Below are 15801 nucleotides of genomic sequence, written 5' to 3'. Positions count from 1 at the left end.
ATTCTTATTTGCGTAGGGTGCTAAGGAATAGATGGGGGATAATGTGTTTTACGCCGGTACGATTGCCGGCGTGTTGGGAACGAATAACCCGGTGATTATGACTTTTGGAACTCGGTGACGGTTTCCCATGCTACCTGTTGTAACACTTTGGCGGTGGCTGGGGTCATGTCCGTATCAACAGGGAGCGCGCCGCCGACTGGAGACTGGTTATACAGGGTAGCGAAGAATACGCAGGCAGCGAGATACGTTCCAGAAATCGAAGGATGTACACCATCATGATAATACAGGTTAATTTCTGGGTGCGTTTTACGTGCTTTCTCGAAAGCCAGACCTACCGGAGCCACATATCCCCCCGTTTTTTGCGCAATCGAGATATAAGCATCTGCCAGTTTTTGGCTATCTTCGGGTTTGTCTTTTTTCGGCCAGGTCATGAAATAGACAACTTTTGCACCGGCTTTATGCGCCATCTCAGCCATTTGGGTTGCAGAGTCCACGAAGTTTTGTCGGGTACTTTCTTTCTTTGAAATCGTTTCTGTTGAGTTCCCCTGCAGGATGACGACATCCCATTTCTGTAGCGTGTTCTGATAGCGCATATTCTCAATTTGCCAGCCTAAATGACCGCTGGAAATCGTGATCCCCCGATACTTATAGCCTTTGGCATGGTCTGGCAGTAGGGACTGCGTTAAATCCCGCAGGCGGGTATTAATATTATTGTTATAGAAAGTGAAAGAGTTACCATAAAGCGCGACAATTTTATTCTCGCCATCCATTTTCGCATGTGCGGAAGGTGCTAATAACGTATCCGCGTGAGCACAGAGACTACTTAATGCGAGGGTCGTCGCTGCGGCAAGCAATGTTATCTTTTTCATTTTTTATCTCTTAGAAATCATAACGGAGCCCAACGATGAGCGCGTCATCATTGGTTTTTTTGTTCTTACTGGCGAACTCTTTATCGTAAGTAAATGATAACCACGTATCTTCAGCCAATGTTAATTGCGCTTCAGCACGCCAGTCTTCTTTTTCAGCAATATCTTTACCATCTTCATTTAAAAAACTATATCCGGTGAGAACCTTGACGGTGCCAAAATTGTAGGAAATGAGTGAATCCATCCCTTTATAATTATTATCGCTTTTGTTATCGCGAGAAATAGAAGTACGCAATGCGGTTACCGCGACTTCATAGGCTTTATAGCTGAGTTGTAATCCTCCCATAATTTGATCGTTTTGATTACGCCCATCGGTGGTCACTACGCCATCCTGTCGTTTGTAACGACTGGCCGCTATCGCAGGTGTAATCCTAAAATCGCCAAATTTGAAAGACTTACGATAGCTGGCCATTGCCCCGTAATCCAGCGCTTCGTTATCACTGTTGCCGTTACCGGAGACCCATGCCAGCTGGATTTCGTTACCGGCAAATTTGGCGTTCCACTGAACGGTGCCGTCCTGTCGGTTGAACTGGTAAGAATCATCAATGGTTGTAATACCATAGCTGTAGATATTGGGGGTGAAGTTTTTATACTTATCGGTCATTTTCATCACCTGATACAACGGGTTCTTGGTTCTCCCGGTGATCAGCTCGCCCCATGTTTTATTTGACAGGCCGACATAGGAATAACGGGCCTCCATATCGCTTTCACCGGTATTGTTATCATTTTTTTCGGTACGCACCTGCCATTCCAGGCGCCCCACGATTTTAGTTTCTGGCAGAAGGTCCAGATCCCGGGTGAGATAAATACCGACACGGCCACCCAGATCGCTTCGGCTTTCGCTACCAGCAAATGAATTCTGGCCACTCGCAATTTTTCCCTCAACGCGGCCATAAATATCCAGCGTATTTCCGTCCTTATTATAGACGTTTAAGGCGAACGCCGAGGAACTCATACCCATTAGTAATATTAGTGAATAATTTTTTAGCTTCATGTCATCCCTCAAACTTGCATTAATTTCCTGACCATAAAATAAAGTTCACAGCGGGATAATTGTTTGTGGAAAAGGAATGGCAGCGGTATGGGAATCATTTTTTCTCGTAATGAAATGTGATTATTCACGCATAAATATCTCTATATTTGCTATTATATTAATGATTCTAATATTTTATGAACGATTCTTTTGAAATATTACGGCTATTTGATCTACATTTTAAAAATTACTGTGAAGTGCATCGCATTTCTACTGGATAGAAAAGCTAAAATGGGAAAGTTGTATTCTCATAATTATTTTTGGGGTGGGAATACTATTTTCCCCTATAAATTGGCAGACAGATCCCGCAAAATTGATTAATCACATTTTCGATTATCACGCATTCATTGGCCGGAGAGGCGCTGTATGTACGGGAAGCAAACAACGGTATTTGATTCTGACCTTTATTCATCATTGTTCACTCAGGCCAGGATGCGGGAAATATGGTCTGACGACAATCTGCTGCGTTGTTGGTTGCGCTTTGAGGCGACGGTCGCTCGCGTGCAAAGTGAGTTGGGGATTATCCCTGAACAGGCGGCCGTTGAAATTGAACAAACCTGTCGGGAAATACAGATAGACTGGCCAGCGCTGGCGCAGGAAACACAGACGGTCGGCATGGCGATAAAACCGCTGATCGATCAGATCTCCGCCAGCGGAACGCCGCTGGTAAGTCAGTTTCTGCATTGGGGATGCACCACTCAGGATTTACTCGACTCAGGCATGGCGATGAGATTGCAGCAAACGCTGCGGCTATTGCGTGAGCAATTGCTTGATGTTGGCGAAACCATGAAAACGATGGCGTTACGACATGCTCGTACGGTAATGGTTGCTCGCACCAATTCGGTGGATGCCTCTGCAACGACGTGGGGGCTGCATGTTTGCAGTTATCTGGCGGAGATAAACCGCCACCTGACAAGGCTCCAGCAGCTGTATCCGCGCGCCGTTACCGGACTCTTTGGCGGTGCGGTAGGCAACCTGGCTTCTGTGGGCGAGCAGGGAATGGAAACGCGCAAGCGGCTGATGTTAGCGCTGGGTCTGAACGTGCCCTGCGGGATTAATAATGCCAGCCAGGATGCGGTTGTTGAGGTTGTGCAGTTTTTTGCTCTTATCCACGGCACGCTGTGTCGCCTGGCTAACGATGTCGAAACCATGGGACGCACGCCGATTGCCGAAGTGCTTGAAGGAGAAGGCGGCGGCGGGTCAAGCACGATGCCGCACAAAGTGAATCCGCGCGCCAGTAACATGATGCAAACGTTGGCAAGGATGGGGTGGATGTATGCTTCCGGCGCGCCAGCAATGCTGGATCAACAGGATGTGCGAGCCGCCTCAATGCGGGTACTGAACTGGACGATCCTCCCGGAGGCCTCTAATGCGTTATCGACCAGCCTGATGCGCGCAAAAAATCTGCTTTCGCATCTCATTGTTAATGAAGAGAAGATGCGCGCTAATTTTGACTGCTCGAAGCACTTTATTATGTCGGAATCGCTGACGATGAAACTTGCCGCCAAAATTGGCAGAGAGTCCGCTTATAACCTGGTGAAAAACCTGCTGAAGCATGCAACCGGCGAGCACTGCTTCATGGAGATCGTACAGGCTAGCCCGGAAATCCGCGCGTCATTGTCTGTGGCAGAAATTACCGCCGCCTGTGAGCCGCTGTCATATATCGGGGCTAACGATGCGCTCATTGCGGAAACAATTGCTGAGTTCGATCGCGTGAAAACCGCAGAGATTGCCTGATTCGTCATGCTGCCGGGCGGGATAACTCTCCTGGCGGCTGGCAGCGCTAAGTATTATGAGCCGATGCAGAAAATGTTTCGAAGAAGACGAACAATTCTTCCAGTTGGGCAAAATTCCCCTCGCTATCTCCTTTCTCATAAGCCAGATGCAGAATGAGTTCGATAAAAAAGAAGCCAAGAATACGGCTTTGAAAAATGGAATGTACGTCGCTTGGGAGAACAAACTGCAGATCGCAGAACTTACCGTAAGGGTTCGCCTCTGAGTTGGTCACCAACACTACGACGGCATTCTTTTTTCTGAACCATTTTGCAATATTGAGCGCGACCCGGTTAAATCGATAGTAAGAGAACACAATCAGGACGTCCTCCTCCTTGATATTGATGAGGCATTTGGGGAGTTCGCTGATGTCTGTTGGTAATAGGGTAATATCGCTGCGAAAGTACTTTAGCAACGTACAAAAATGCGTCGCCATGGCATGAGAAGATGAAGGACCGACGACATAAATATGGCGTTGATTGTTTAATACCAGATCGATAAACGCATTCAGGCTTTCAATATCGATATTATTTTTAAATTGACTAAATAACGTTGATATTTTATGCGTGAAATCAGTAACAATACTTTCTGTCGTGATGCTGGAATTGTTACGCAGTTTGATGTTTTTCTCAAAAGGTGCTGATAGTTTATTTTTTGACAGTGTAATGTCTAATGCTTTACGGAAAGCGGCATAACCGGTAAAACCTATTTTATTCAGGAATCGACCGATAGTAGCTTTACTTACCATCGCATTCTGCGAGAGATCAACAATGCCATGATAGGGGAGTTCATTGAAGTGCTTATTAATGTACTCATTAAGTCGGCACTCAGATTCTGTAAGATCGCCCATATTAAGAGTAAGTGAGTTATACTCATCCAGACTTAACGTGTTTTTTTTGTACATAGATAACACCCGATGGCTGTTGTATATCAACGCTGTTATAGGGTAATACGCTTTCGACGTCAATCATTGAATGAATATCCTGGAAACCCGCATCCAGCCTTTTTTGGAGGATGTGACCGTATTCAGATGAGTTGCGATCTTACTCACAAAAAGAGGTGGGAAAACACCTTTCCCGTATTTTACAACCACACAACCCATTACAATTAAATCTCAATATTTGAGTATGTAATACGATAAATTTACGTACATATTATAACTGCTTATATATGGATGTGATTTCCCGGTATCCTGCATAAGCTATGATGATATGACGGGTAACCCTACCAGATTTGTATGGCATAGGAATTGTTATTATGACGGCGTTTATTATAGCAATAGTGATAACAGTTATTGCTGCATGGTTAATTGTTAAAAATTATCAGCCGCAAACTGTTTTATTACTCGCTGGACTGGCATTATTGACCATCACAGTACTGTTTTATCCAGAAAACAGCATTCTCTATGATAAAGCGAAATCCACGGGGTCAACCTGGCTGGATATCTTTAGCTTTGCCAAAGAGTCGCTTACCACACAAATTGCGGGTATCGGTCTTATCATTATGGCGGCGGGGGGATTTGCCAGCTATATGGATCACATTAAAGCGTCGAATGCGATGGTCAATATGTGCATTCGTCCGCTACAGGTGATTAAAGCACCTTACCTGATCCTTGCGCTGGGGTATATCTGCGCGCAGCTTCTGCACGTGGCAATTTCAAGTGCGGCGGGGTTGGCGATGTTGCTGCTGGTGACATTCTTCCCGGTTCTGGTTCGCCTCGGGGTCAGTAAAGCCTCTGCGGCCGCGATGATTGGCCTGTGCGCGTTTATGGATTTGGGGCCTGCGGTAGGCACGGCGAATCTGGCGGCGAAGCATGCCGGCATGGAAAGCGCTATCTATTTCGCGCATTACCAGATGCCGGTTGCGGTGGCGGTTATGCTGGCCGTGGCGGTGGTGATTTACTTCACCGCGAAGTATTTCGACAAAAAAGATGGCTTCGTACCGGGCGAGCAAAGCGTCGCGCAAGCGGAAGAAGAGGGCCGCAAAGTGCCGGCGATTTATGCGCTGCTGCCGGTCCTGCCTGTGGTGCTGGTGCTGGTCTTTAGCCCTTTGGTTATCAAATCCATCAAAATTGATGTGGTCACGGCGATGATCCTCGGCGCAGTTGTCGCATTTTTCTTCGAACTGGCGACCACTCGCGATTTTAAAAGCTGCTGTAAAGGAATACAGGTCTTTTTCAAAGGCATGGGCAGCATGTTTACCAGTATCGTTTCCTTGCTGGTATGTGCGGATATCTATGCCCAGGGGCTGCAGAAAATTGGCGCGGTGGACTACCTGTTGCAGTCAGTGCAAAACGCAGGTCTGGGCTTTACCAGCATGACGCTGGTGATGACCGCGCTGGTGGGCGTCACCGCCGTCCTGACCGGCTCTGGTGTTGCCGCCTTTTTCTCCTTCTCCGGACTGGCCCCCTCCATTGCAGCAAAATTTGGTGAGAGCGCCGTCAATATGATCCTGCCTATGCAGTTAATGGCGGGAATGGGGCGCTCAATGTCCCCAGTGGCTGGAATCATTATTGCGGTGAGTAAAGCAGGAGAATGTTCACCGTTTATGATCGTCAGAAGAACGCTGCTTCCAGCGCTGGCCGGTATTGCGGCGATGCTGGTTGCCAACTATGTCCTAATTTGAATCCCGAGAGCCTGCTAATGCAGGCTCTTATTTTTTATCTGGTTGTAATTTATGGATGGCAACGTGACAAACGATGTTTTATACGTCCCGTTTACGGGGAAGTTACTGCTTGAATCTCCGTTATTAAACAAGGGAAGCAGCTTCACGCAGCAAGAAAGGCACGACTTTAACCTGAGTGGGCTACTGCCTTGCGCCATTGAGAATATTGATGAACAAGCCGAACGGGCGTATCAACAATATCTTGAGGCTGAGTCCCACAACGCTCGACATATTTACCTGCGTAATATCCAGGATACCAACGAAACGTTATTTTATTACCTGCTGAAAAAGTATCTTCCAGAGATGCTGCCCATCGTTTATACCCCGGTAGTCGGGGCCGCCTGTGAAAAATTCTCGTGGATATATCGTCGTGCGCGCGGTGTTTTTATCTCCTGGCCCGATCGCGATCGTATTGACGATATTTTGCATGATATTCCACGGCACCATATCAAGGTCATCGTCGTCACCGATGGTGAGCGCATTCTGGGTCTGGGCGACCAGGGCGTTGGCGGTATGGGAATTCCTATCGGGAAACTGTCGCTCTATACCGTCTGTGGCGGGGTAAATCCGGCGAATACGCTACCTATTTTACTGGATGTCGGCACGAATAATGCGCGACTGCTGGACGATCCGCGCTATATCGGCTGGCGTCATCCGCGCATAACTGGTGAAGACTATTTCGCATTTATTGGAATGTTTATTGCTGCCGTAAAACGGCGCTGGCCTAACGTTCTGCTGCAGTTTGAAGATTTTGCCCAGCATACCGCGGTACCGCTGCTGGACCGTTATCGCGATGAGCTGTGCTGTTTTAACGATGATATTCAGGGCACGGCGTCGGTGGCTCTGGCGACTTTGGTTGCTGCCTGCCGAGGCAGCGGTCGTGACTTCCGTCAGCAATCAATCGTAATTGTGGGGGCGGGGGCTGCGGGATGTGGGATTGCCCGGCATATTATTGCCTGTCGCATCAGTGAAGGAATGAGCCAGGCTGAAGCCAGACGGACCATTTTTATGGTGGATCGCGACGGTCTGGTGATGACCACCAATAATGCCTTAGCTGATTTCCAGCAACCGCTGGCGCAGTCGCCCGAGGAAATTTCTGACTGGCAGTATGAGGGGCCGGCACCGTCGTTACTGGAGGTGATCCACAATGCCAAACCGGCGGTTATGCTGGGGGTGTCGGGTCAGGCTGGATTGTTCTCGCAGGAGGTAATTAGCACGATGTACCAATACTGCGACCGTCCGATTGTTATGCCGTTGTCGAATCCCACTTCGAGAATGGAAGCGCGACCAGAAGATATCATTCGCTGGACCGAGGGACAGGCCATCATTGCGACCGGCAGTCCCTGCGGTGTGATTGAATTTAATGGACGCTCCATTCCGGTGGCGCAGTGCAATAACGTGTATGTTTTCCCGGCCATCGGTCTGGGGGCTATCGCCAGCGGCGCGACACGCGTAACAGAGGCTATGCTGATGGCGGCAAGCCGTGCGCTGGCCGATGCTTCCCCGTTGGTGCGTAACGGGGAAGGCGCTCTGTTGCCGGAGATTGGGACAATCTGCGAGGTGACCCGCAGCATTGCCTTTGAGGTCGGTAAGGCGGCACAGCAGTCGGGTGTGGCAGAGAAGATGAGCGACGACGCGCTGTCGCAGAGTATTAAAGATAACTTTTGGCTACCGCACTACCGTCCTTATAAACGCAGGGCTATTTAGCCGTTGTGACGAGTAAGCGGTACTCGGGTCTTGGTTGCCTTCATGATTAAGGTGTATTATTTATGCAACTTAATTATGGAGGCATCATGTCCGGCAAACGTATTGCTCGTGAAAAAATGACGATCCAAAAGATGATCTCGCTGTACGAAAGCCAGTGTCCGGAAGCTTCAGATGAACAGGGGCATTACGATGCGTTGTTTGCTTATGCGCAAAAGCGCCTGGACAAGTGCGTGTTTGGCGAGGAAAAACCGGCCTGCAAACAGTGTCCGGTACACTGCTATCAACCTGCTAAACGCGAAGAGATGAAGCAAATTATGCGTTGGGCCGGGCCGAGAATGCTCTGGCGTCACCCGATTCTGACCGTTCGCCATCTGATTGATGACAAGCGTCCCGTCCCGGAATTACCTGAGAAATATCAGCGCAAGAAGTAATCTGGTTATTTTGTGCCGGATGGCGGCGATGCCTTATCCGGCCAGCAAGCGCAGGCTCACCTATCGCGTAGGCCCGATAAGCGTAGCGCCATCGGGCAATTTAACTATCCGGTACCGGATGGCGGTTACGCTTTGGTGGCAATAAGAATGGCCGAGGCTTTGATCAGCGCGATGACCCGGCTTCCCTGGCTCAGTTTCATCTCTTGCTGACTTTCGTTCGTCACGACCGCGACAATGTCAAAACCGGCATCAGTTTTGATGTGTACGGTGGCGTTAACGGCGCCTTCGGTTACCTGTGAAACGCTACCGGCAAATTGGTTACGGGCAGAGAATTTCAGGCCACAGTCTTCAGTTGCCAGCGTCACCCACGGCGCTTTAATCAGCGCAATGGCTTCTTTTCCTTTCGCCAGACCCAGTGCCTGCTGGCTGCTATGGGTCACAATCGCGACCAGTTTTGCGCCGCCAGCCAGCGTCAGTTCAACTTCATCATTCACTGCACCAGTGGCAACTGCACTGACTGTACCGGTTAATTGATTACGTGCTGATACCGCCATACTGCCTCCTTTCGTTGAGTTATCACCCAGTATAGCCACAATGGCTAAACCAGCGCATCCTTATCAATACCTAATCGCTTCATACGCGACAACAACGTGGTTCGTTTTAGCCCCAATCGCTGCGCAGCACCTTTAGGACCGGCAACCACGCCGTTGGTCTCTTTCAGGACGCGCATAATCAACTGGTATTCATCTTCGCCGTCCTGCGCAACTTCGGTGGCTACCGGCGGTGCGGACGGCGTCAACGCGGCAATATCCGGCAGGGACAGCTGTAGCACGTTGCCTCGGGTAAGCAGAACCGCGCGCTCCACCACGTTTTCCAGTTCGCGCACGTTACCCGGCCACTCCATGCTGCTCAAGGTACGAAGCGCTTCCGCAGGAATACTGTCGATATTGCGTCCCATCCGGCGAGCAATTTTAAAGGTAAAGGCTTTCACCAGCAGTGGGATATCTTCCGGGCGCTCGCGCAGCGGAGGTAAATGGATTGGGAAAACGTTCAGCCGGTAATACAGATCGTTACGGAATTCCCGATCGGCAACCATCTTTTTCAGATCGCGGTTAGTGGCGGCGATCAACCGAACGTCGGTTTGGATCAGCTTGTTGCTGCCCAGGCGTTCAAATTCCTGCTCTTGCAGTACGCGCAGCAGCTTAGGCTGTAGCTCCAGCGGCATGTCACCTACTTCATCGAGGAACAGCGAGCTTTTATCCGCCAGTTCAAAACGCCCAATTCGCTGTGTGCTGGCCCCGGTAAACGCGCCGCGTTCGTGACCAAACAGGTCGCTTTCCAGTAATCCGGCAGGCATTGCCGCGCAGTTCATCTTCACCATCCGGCGGGCGTTACGGCCACTCAGATTATGAATCGCTCTGGCGATCAGCTCTTTACCCGTACCTGTCTCACCCAGAATCAATACGGTGCTGTCGCTCTGCGCCACCATTTCGACCTGTTTGAGTACGCTGTACATGGCTTCGCTGCGACCGATAATTTCGCCGAACTCACTGTCCACATTGTTCAGTTGCTCGGTCAGCGCCAGGTTTTCATCGACCAGACGTTCTTTCAGGCGATGTATCTCCTGATAGGCAAGCGCGTTATCTACCGCAATGGCTACGCGTTCGGCAATCTGGCGCAACAGTTTCAGGTTGGCGGTGGTGAAAACTTTTTCTTCACACTGCGCCAGTTTGAGCACGCCAAGCATCGTGTTGCCGGACATCAGCGGCAGCAGGCACAGAGTCTGTAGCTGGTTGCCCCAGGTTTCGAACAGCATCCGTTCGTAAGGGGCGAGCGTATCGCGTTCGCTCAGATTAATCAGCAGCATCTCTTTGCTTTTGAAAACGCGTTCAGAAAGCGTACCTGCTTCATCCACTTCACTTTGTTCGTGCGCCGGATGATGTTCATCCAGATAGTGGGTGGAATAAATGCTGAGCTTGTTTTTGCGATCGCTGCGTAACACGATGCTGATGGCATCAATGTCGAAGTAGTGATGGATCTCTTTGGCGACTTCGCTGACCAGCTCGTCAATGTCCAGGCGGGAGAGCACCGCATTGGTGATGGCGACGAGGATACGAAAGTTGTCACGTTCGCGACACAGCAAATCGTAATCGACGTTGTTGCTGACTCTGCTCTGAATTTGTTCCGCAACGACGCCGACTATCTGGGTGAAGGTCTGCAGCCGGTTGTACTCTTTTTCACTCCACGGACGATCTTCGTTGCGGATGAATTCACAGCCGCCAAAGATGCGTCCATCCGCCGCCAGCGGCAGCAGGCAGTAGTGGCCAAATTCAGAATACAGTCCACCTGAAGCCAACTGTGGCCAGGTTTCCGTAAACTCATGATAGTTGCAGTGCAGCGCATCGGGGCGAGACAAAATACGGCGTACCGGGCCATGGGCCAGTACCGTTTCGTCTTCATAATCGATGGGTTTACCATTTTCACGCGTCGCAAAATAACGCGCACGCTGCGTTTGTGCCTGCCATAAGACAATAGCCGCACAGTCGGCCAGCGCTGAACGCTTGACCAGCTGCGAAAGCGCCTCGCTAAGAGACGGGAGATCGGGCTGCTGTAATAATGTACGAGTAATATCGAACAGGCCTTGCTGTCCGAGGTCACTCATCGGTGTATACGACATATTGCTTTTCCAGGAAAAGCACCGCAGAACGGTGCGAAAACGGTAAATGAATTATAGGTATAAGTCGTAAATTGTTGCCGGATAGCGATTTCAGCTTATCCGGCCTACACGTTGCCGCTAATGGGCTATTAGCATATACGAGGTAAGGGTTCGGCGTGTGGTAAATCGAGTGTTCGTTTCACGCCGTACAGTCCGGCAAGACGCACACCCTTGCGTTCTACCACTTCGCCAATCATTGCGGCATCGCGTCCTAACGGATGCGCGCGCAGTGCGGCAAGTGCCGTTTCAGCGGCCTGACGCTCAACGGCAATCACCAGCTTGCCTTCGTTAGCAAAGTTGAGCGCATCCAGACCCAGCAGTTCGCAAACGCCACGCACCGCGGGCTTCACGGGCAGGGCCGCTTCAGACAGCTCAATGCCGAATCCGCATGATGCGGCAAATTCATGCGTGACCGCATTCACGCCGCCACGGGTCGCGTCACGCAGCGCCTTCACGCCGGGAATATCACGTAGCGTCTGGATAAGCGGCGTCAATACCGCGCAGTCGCTGGCCAGCTCGCCATCAAGACCCAACTGTTCGCGCAGGTTAAGGATAGTTGCACCATGATCGCCAAGCGTACCGCTGACCAGCAGCACATCGCCCACGCTCAGGGTCTGGGCACCCCAGTGAATGTTAGCCGGGATCGCGCCCATTCCGGCGGTGTTGATAAACAGTTTGTCCGCCGCGCCGCGCTGTACAACCTTGGTGTCGCCGGTGACGATGGCAATGCCCGCTTCGCGCGCGGTGGCCGCCATGCTGTTAACGACGGTTTTCAGCGTCTCCATTGGTAAACCTTCTTCGAGGATAAAACCGCAGGAGAGATAGCGTGGGATCGCGCCGCTGACCGCCACGTCGTTAGCCGTACCACAGATAGCCAGCTTGCCGATATTGCCACCAGGGAAGAACAACGGATCGATAACGTAGCTGTCGGTTGAAAACGCCAGACGATCGCCTTCCGCGACCAGTTGCGCCAGTTCCAGACGCGCCTGATCTTCTTGTTCCGCCAGCCACGGATTCGCAAATGCTTCCATAAACAGACTGTTGATCAACTGCTGCATAGCCTGACCGCCGCTACCGTGGGCGAGTTGTACGCTGTTCATGCTTCACACTCCTGCTGACGATACTGATACCAGGCGGCACATGCGCCTTCGGAGGAGACCATCAGGGCACCAAATGCGGTCTCCGGGTTACAGGTTTTACCAAATAATGGGCACTGATGCGGTTTGCATCGACCAGTCAGTACCTCTCCGCAACGGGCGCGCGGATCGTCATAGACCTGCTGCGGCGCAGGCTGGAAATGCGCTTCGGCGTCAAAACGCTGATAGTCAGGCGTCAGGTGAACGCCGGATGATTCGATCACGCCCAGACCTCGCCATTCGCTGTCGCCGTTCACACTGAATACGTCGGCGATAGCCTGCTGGGCTAACGCGTTACCGGCATCCGGTACCACGCGGCGATACTGGTTCTCAACCTGGCTTTGGGCCGCTATTTTCTGCTCAATCAGCATCACCACGCCTTGCAGTAGATCAAGCGGCTCGAAACCGGCGACCACCAGCGGGCGATGGAAATCTGAGGCAATGAAATTATAGGCGTCAGTGCCAATCACCATACTGACGTGACCCGGCGCCAAAAAGGCGTCGATACCGTTGTCCGGCTGTTCCAGCAGACTGCGCAGCGTTGGGATCAAGGTGATGTGCTGGCAGAAAAAGTAAAAGTTCTGCACATCGCGCTGTTTGGCCTGCTGCAGAGTGATGGCGGTTGTCGGCATGGTGGTTTCAAAACCCAGGCCAAAGAACACCACTTTGCGCGTTGGGTTTTCTTCGGCCAGCTTCAGCGCATCCATTGGGGAATAGACGATACGGACATCCGCGCCGCGCGCTTTGGCTTGTAGCAGAGAACCTTGTTTACCCGGGACGCGCATCGCGTCGCCAAAGGTGCAGAAAATCACTTCCGGGTGGCTGGCGATTTCGACACAGCTGTCAATTCTGCCCATCGGCAGAACGCACACCGGGCAGCCTGGACCGTGAATAAACTCGACGTTTTCAGGCAGTAACTGGTCGAGACCGAACTTGAAGATTGCGTGGGTATGACCCCCGCAAACTTCCATGATGCGCAGTGGGCGTTCAGCAGTGTAGGGGAGGTGGGCGGCACGTTCACACAGGTGCTCTATCAACTGCATCACCTGTTCTGGTGCGCGGTATTCGTCAACAAAACGCATTATTTTTCCTCGCCATACAGCAACGCGCCGACATCCGGCTCAACGTCAAACATGTTTTGCAGCGCGTCGAGCGTGTCGCGCGCTTCAGCTTCATTAATGATGCTCATGGCGAAACCGACGTGAACCAGTACCCACTGGCCGAGGCGCGGTTGGCCATGTTCATCACAGCTACCGACCAGCGTCAGATCGACGTCGCGCTGAATACCGCAAACGTCGACCTTAGCCTGGTTGCCATCAATGGTGCGGATTTGACCCGGAACACCTATGCACATCGCTGATTCTCCAGCCATGACAGCCATTGATCCATCCCTTCACCACTGGTGGCGGAAATCAGGATGATTTCAATATCCGGGTTCACTTCCCGGGCGCTGGCGATGCACTTTTCAACATCAAAATTGAGGTAAGGCAGCAGATCCACTTTGTTGAGCAGCATCAGTGATGCAGCCGCAAACATATGCGGGTACTTCAGCGGCTTATCTTCGCCTTCGGTAACAGAGAGCACGGCGACTTTATGACGCTCGCCAAGGTCAAAGCTGGCCGGGCAGACCAGGTTACCAACGTTCTCAATGAACAGAATGCCGTTGTCATCAAGCGGCAGACGTGGCGCGGCATCGGCAATCATTTGCGCATCGAGGTGACAACCTTTACCGGTGTTGACCTGGATTGCGGGGGTGCCGGTGGCGCGAATACGGGCGGCATCGTTAACCGTCTGCTGGTCGCCTTCAATGACGGCACATGGCACGCTGTCTTTCAGCTTCATCAGCGTTTCGGTCAGCAGCGTCGTTTTACCGGAGCCAGGGCTTGAGACAAGGTTCAGTACCAGATGCTGACGGGCAGCAAAGCGGGCGCGGTTGCGCTCGGCCAGACGATTGTTTTTGTCCAGCACGTCTATTTCGACTTCCAGCATGCGGCGCTGGCTCATGCCTGGCGCGTGGGTGCCTGCTTCACCGTGACCGTAGTGCAGATCGCCTTCAGCGGTCTGGCTCGGTGCGAAACTGGAGGTTTTCACACCGGTAATATTCAGTGCCGGGCGAGCCGCCGGGGCAAATGGCGCGCTGCGGAACGCCGAGTGGGGGTTATGTTCATCACCCTCTATATATAGGTTGCCTTCAGCGCAACCACATGTCGTACACATCGCTCACTCCTGATCTTTATCTTGCGGTATATCTGTTGCCGGGTGGCGGCTTTGCCTTATCCGGCCTGGCAGGTGTCACCGGAATTAGTCTTCGGCGTCGCCTATTTCAATTCTTCGAATCTGTAAGCCATCGTCGGCCACAATTCTCAGCATATCGCTATTGCATTGCGGACACCGACGCACGCGCTGCGTCAGCAACGTGACGTATTGCTGACAAGATTCGCACCAACATTCGGCTTCTTGTTCTTCGAGGTGGAGTTTACAACCTTCTGCAAGGGTGCCACGGCATACCAGATCAAAACAAAAGGCGAGAGCGCTGGTTTCTACGCAAGAAAATGCGCCAATTTTGAGCCAGACCCCAGTTACCCGCTTTGCGCCGTGTTGGGTGGCCTGTTGTTCAATCAATTCCAGTGCCCGTTGGCAGAGGGTTATTTCGTGCATATCGCCTCCTAAGATGTTGCCGTTTTAAAAGCAATAAACATGCCAGGTTGAATTTTCACGTTCGTGACAATGTCGACGATGACGAAATGACATGTCGTCATCGCACCATGAATCCATAACCATATGAAAATAAACAATATTAATTTTGGCATGAAATGTGCTTAAGGCTGTTCATCTCTGCTAAACGGGTAACCTGACATGACTATTTGGGAAATAAGCGAAAAAGCCGATTACATCGCTGAACGGCATCGTCGCCTACAGGACCAGTGGCGTATCTACTGCAACTCGCTGGTTCAGGGGATCACCCTGTCAAAAGCGCGTTTGCATCATGCGATGAGCTGCGCGCCGGACAAGGATTTGTGCTTTGTCCTTTTTGAACACTTCACTATCTACGTCACGCTGGCGGACGGCTTTAACAGCCACACCATCGAGTACTACGTTGAAACGAAAGACGGTGATGATAAGCAACTGATTGCACAGGCAGAGTTGACCCTCGACGGTAAAGTCGATGAGCGCATCAGCAACCGCGATCGCGAGCAGGTGCTGGAGCACTATCTCGAAAAAATCGCCAGCGTCTACGACAGCCTGTACACCGCGGTTGAAAACAATATGCCGATGAATTTAAGCCAGCTGGTTGAAGGACATAACCCGGCTTAAGCCTCGGGTGTTGCCCACTTGAGTCATGATGCGGTTTGTTCTGCATCACGACGGTTTAGGGAATGGGCATGTCGAAAAATGTCGAAATGACATTTTACAG

At 51.3% G+C, this 15801-nt stretch carries 15 protein-coding genes; 5 read left to right on the top strand and 10 right to left on the bottom strand.

The features are described 5' to 3' along the window. Positions 1 to 95: 95 nt before the first annotated feature. Together EHN13_RS02665 and EHN13_RS02660 are read right to left on the bottom strand one after the other, a co-directional pair. Positions 96 to 869: an SGNH/GDSL hydrolase family protein gene (locus EHN13_RS02665; RefSeq protein ID WP_061068468.1), complete on the bottom strand. Its 774-nt coding sequence runs from the start codon at positions 867 to 869 to the stop codon at positions 96 to 98. Positions 870 to 879: 10 nt separating this feature from the next. Further along, positions 880 to 1920 (bottom strand): porin, encoded by a 1041-nt coding sequence (locus EHN13_RS02660; protein WP_061068467.1) that lies wholly within the window; start codon positions 1918 to 1920, stop codon positions 880 to 882. 405 nt (positions 1921 to 2325) lie between these two features. Here EHN13_RS02660 and EHN13_RS02655 point away from each other — a divergent pair, with 405 nt between their 5' ends. Next, a complete protein-coding gene (locus EHN13_RS02655; protein ID WP_124020834.1) occupies positions 2326 to 3696 on the top strand; it encodes a class-II fumarase/aspartase family protein in 1371 nt (456 codons plus the stop codon). 46 nt (positions 3697 to 3742) lie between these two features. Here EHN13_RS02655 and EHN13_RS02650 read toward each other — a convergent pair whose 3' ends face one another. After that, positions 3743 to 4636 carry a MurR/RpiR family transcriptional regulator gene (locus EHN13_RS02650; RefSeq protein ID WP_061068465.1) on the bottom strand — a complete coding sequence of 298 codons (894 nt, stop codon included), beginning with the start codon at positions 4634 to 4636 and terminating at the stop codon, positions 3743 to 3745. 353 nt (positions 4637 to 4989) lie between these two features. Between EHN13_RS02650 and dcuC the strand changes: the two genes are divergently transcribed. The 3 genes from dcuC (at position 4990) to EHN13_RS02635 (ending at position 8534) form a co-directional block, all read left to right on the top strand. Then, positions 4990 to 6357 carry a C4-dicarboxylate transporter DcuC gene (gene dcuC / locus EHN13_RS02645; RefSeq protein ID WP_124020833.1) on the top strand — a complete coding sequence of 456 codons (1368 nt, stop codon included), beginning with the start codon at positions 4990 to 4992 and terminating at the stop codon, positions 6355 to 6357. A gap of 51 nt (positions 6358 to 6408) precedes the next feature. Next, positions 6409 to 8103: an NAD-dependent malic enzyme gene (locus EHN13_RS02640; protein ID WP_061068463.1), complete on the top strand. Its 1695-nt coding sequence runs from the start codon at positions 6409 to 6411 to the stop codon at positions 8101 to 8103. 86 nt (positions 8104 to 8189) lie between these two features. After that, on the top strand, positions 8190 to 8534 hold the full coding sequence (locus EHN13_RS02635) for a nitrous oxide-stimulated promoter family protein (RefSeq protein WP_048213037.1): 345 nt from the start codon (positions 8190 to 8192) through the stop codon (positions 8532 to 8534). Between the two features lie 125 nt (positions 8535 to 8659). On the opposite strand, the gene EHN13_RS02630 is transcribed toward EHN13_RS02635, so the two are convergent. From EHN13_RS02630 to hypA, 7 genes are all read right to left on the bottom strand, one after another. Continuing rightward, the gene (locus tag EHN13_RS02630; RefSeq protein ID WP_003037421.1) at positions 8660 to 9088 is read right to left on the bottom strand and encodes a TOBE domain-containing protein; all 429 of its coding nucleotides are present in this window, start codon (positions 9086 to 9088) and stop codon (positions 8660 to 8662) included. Positions 9089 to 9132: 44 nt separating this feature from the next. Continuing rightward, positions 9133 to 11211 carry a formate hydrogenlyase transcriptional activator FlhA gene (flhA, locus tag EHN13_RS02625; RefSeq protein ID WP_061068462.1) on the bottom strand — a complete coding sequence of 693 codons (2079 nt, stop codon included), beginning with the start codon at positions 11209 to 11211 and terminating at the stop codon, positions 9133 to 9135. Between the two features lie 128 nt (positions 11212 to 11339). Continuing rightward, complete coding sequence (hypE, locus tag EHN13_RS02620) at positions 11340 to 12350, bottom strand: hydrogenase expression/formation protein HypE (RefSeq protein WP_124020832.1); 1011 nt, start codon at positions 12348 to 12350, stop codon at positions 11340 to 11342. Then, positions 12347 to 13468 carry a hydrogenase formation protein HypD gene (hypD, locus tag EHN13_RS02615; protein ID WP_101741653.1) on the bottom strand — a complete coding sequence of 374 codons (1122 nt, stop codon included), beginning with the start codon at positions 13466 to 13468 and terminating at the stop codon, positions 12347 to 12349. Before hypD ends, hypE begins: the two co-directional genes overlap by 4 nt. Next, positions 13468 to 13740 carry a hydrogenase 3 maturation protein HypC gene (hypC, locus tag EHN13_RS02610; RefSeq protein WP_003037411.1) on the bottom strand — a complete coding sequence of 91 codons (273 nt, stop codon included), beginning with the start codon at positions 13738 to 13740 and terminating at the stop codon, positions 13468 to 13470. Before hypC ends, hypD begins: the two co-directional genes overlap by 1 nt. Next, entirely contained in the window at positions 13731 to 14603 is an 873-nt protein-coding gene (hypB, locus tag EHN13_RS02605) for a hydrogenase nickel incorporation protein HypB (RefSeq protein WP_124020831.1), read from the bottom strand. Before hypB ends, hypC begins: the two co-directional genes overlap by 10 nt. 84 nt (positions 14604 to 14687) lie before the next feature. Beyond that, a complete protein-coding gene (gene hypA / locus EHN13_RS02600) occupies positions 14688 to 15044 on the bottom strand; it encodes a hydrogenase maturation nickel metallochaperone HypA (protein WP_101741655.1) in 357 nt (118 codons plus the stop codon). Between the two features lie 198 nt (positions 15045 to 15242). Between hypA and hycA the strand changes: the two genes are divergently transcribed. Then, a complete protein-coding gene (hycA, locus tag EHN13_RS02595) occupies positions 15243 to 15701 on the top strand; it encodes a formate hydrogenlyase regulator HycA (protein ID WP_124020830.1) in 459 nt (152 codons plus the stop codon). Positions 15702 to 15801: the final 100 nt, after the last annotated feature.

The sequence above is a fragment of the Citrobacter youngae genome (genome assembly GCF_003818115.1).
In the GTDB taxonomy this organism is placed as follows: domain Bacteria; phylum Pseudomonadota; class Gammaproteobacteria; order Enterobacterales; family Enterobacteriaceae; genus Citrobacter; species Citrobacter youngae.
Note: the sequence above shows the minus strand (reverse complement) of the source record. Positions and strands in the feature narration are given on the sequence as shown.

Bases quoted from the DNA above. Each gene is read 5' to 3' on its own strand.
- EHN13_RS02665 (WP_061068468.1), bottom strand. From the start codon at position 869: ATGAAAAAGATAACATTGCTTGCCGCAGCGACGACCCTCGCATTAAGT.
- EHN13_RS02630 (WP_003037421.1), bottom strand. From the start codon at position 9,088: ATGGCGGTATCAGCACGTAATCAATTAACCGGTACAGTCAGTGCAGTT.
- EHN13_RS02660 (WP_061068467.1), bottom strand. From the start codon at position 1,920: ATGAAGCTAAAAAATTATTCACTAATATTACTAATGGGTATGAGTTCC.
- flhA (WP_061068462.1), bottom strand. From the start codon at position 11,211: ATGTCGTATACACCGATGAGTGACCTCGGACAGCAAGGCCTGTTCGAT.
- hypC (WP_003037411.1), bottom strand. From the start codon at position 13,740: ATGTGCATAGGTGTTCCGGGTCAAATCCGCACCATTGATGGCAACCAG.
- EHN13_RS02635 (WP_048213037.1), top strand. From the start codon at position 8,190: ATGTCCGGCAAACGTATTGCTCGTGAAAAAATGACGATCCAAAAGATG.
- hypA (WP_101741655.1), bottom strand. From the start codon at position 15,044: ATGCACGAAATAACCCTCTGCCAACGGGCACTGGAATTGATTGAACAA.
- hypD (WP_101741653.1), bottom strand. From the start codon at position 13,468: ATGCGTTTTGTTGACGAATACCGCGCACCAGAACAGGTGATGCAGTTG.
- dcuC (WP_124020833.1), top strand. From the start codon at position 4,990: ATGACGGCGTTTATTATAGCAATAGTGATAACAGTTATTGCTGCATGG.
- hypE (WP_124020832.1), bottom strand. From the start codon at position 12,350: ATGAACAGCGTACAACTCGCCCACGGTAGCGGCGGTCAGGCTATGCAG.
- EHN13_RS02640 (WP_061068463.1), top strand. From the start codon at position 6,409: ATGGATGGCAACGTGACAAACGATGTTTTATACGTCCCGTTTACGGGG.
- hypB (WP_124020831.1), bottom strand. From the start codon at position 14,603: ATGTGTACGACATGTGGTTGCGCTGAAGGCAACCTATATATAGAGGGT.
- EHN13_RS02655 (WP_124020834.1), top strand. From the start codon at position 2,326: ATGTACGGGAAGCAAACAACGGTATTTGATTCTGACCTTTATTCATCA.
- EHN13_RS02650 (WP_061068465.1), bottom strand. From the start codon at position 4,636: ATGTACAAAAAAAACACGTTAAGTCTGGATGAGTATAACTCACTTACT.
- hycA (WP_124020830.1), top strand. From the start codon at position 15,243: ATGACTATTTGGGAAATAAGCGAAAAAGCCGATTACATCGCTGAACGG.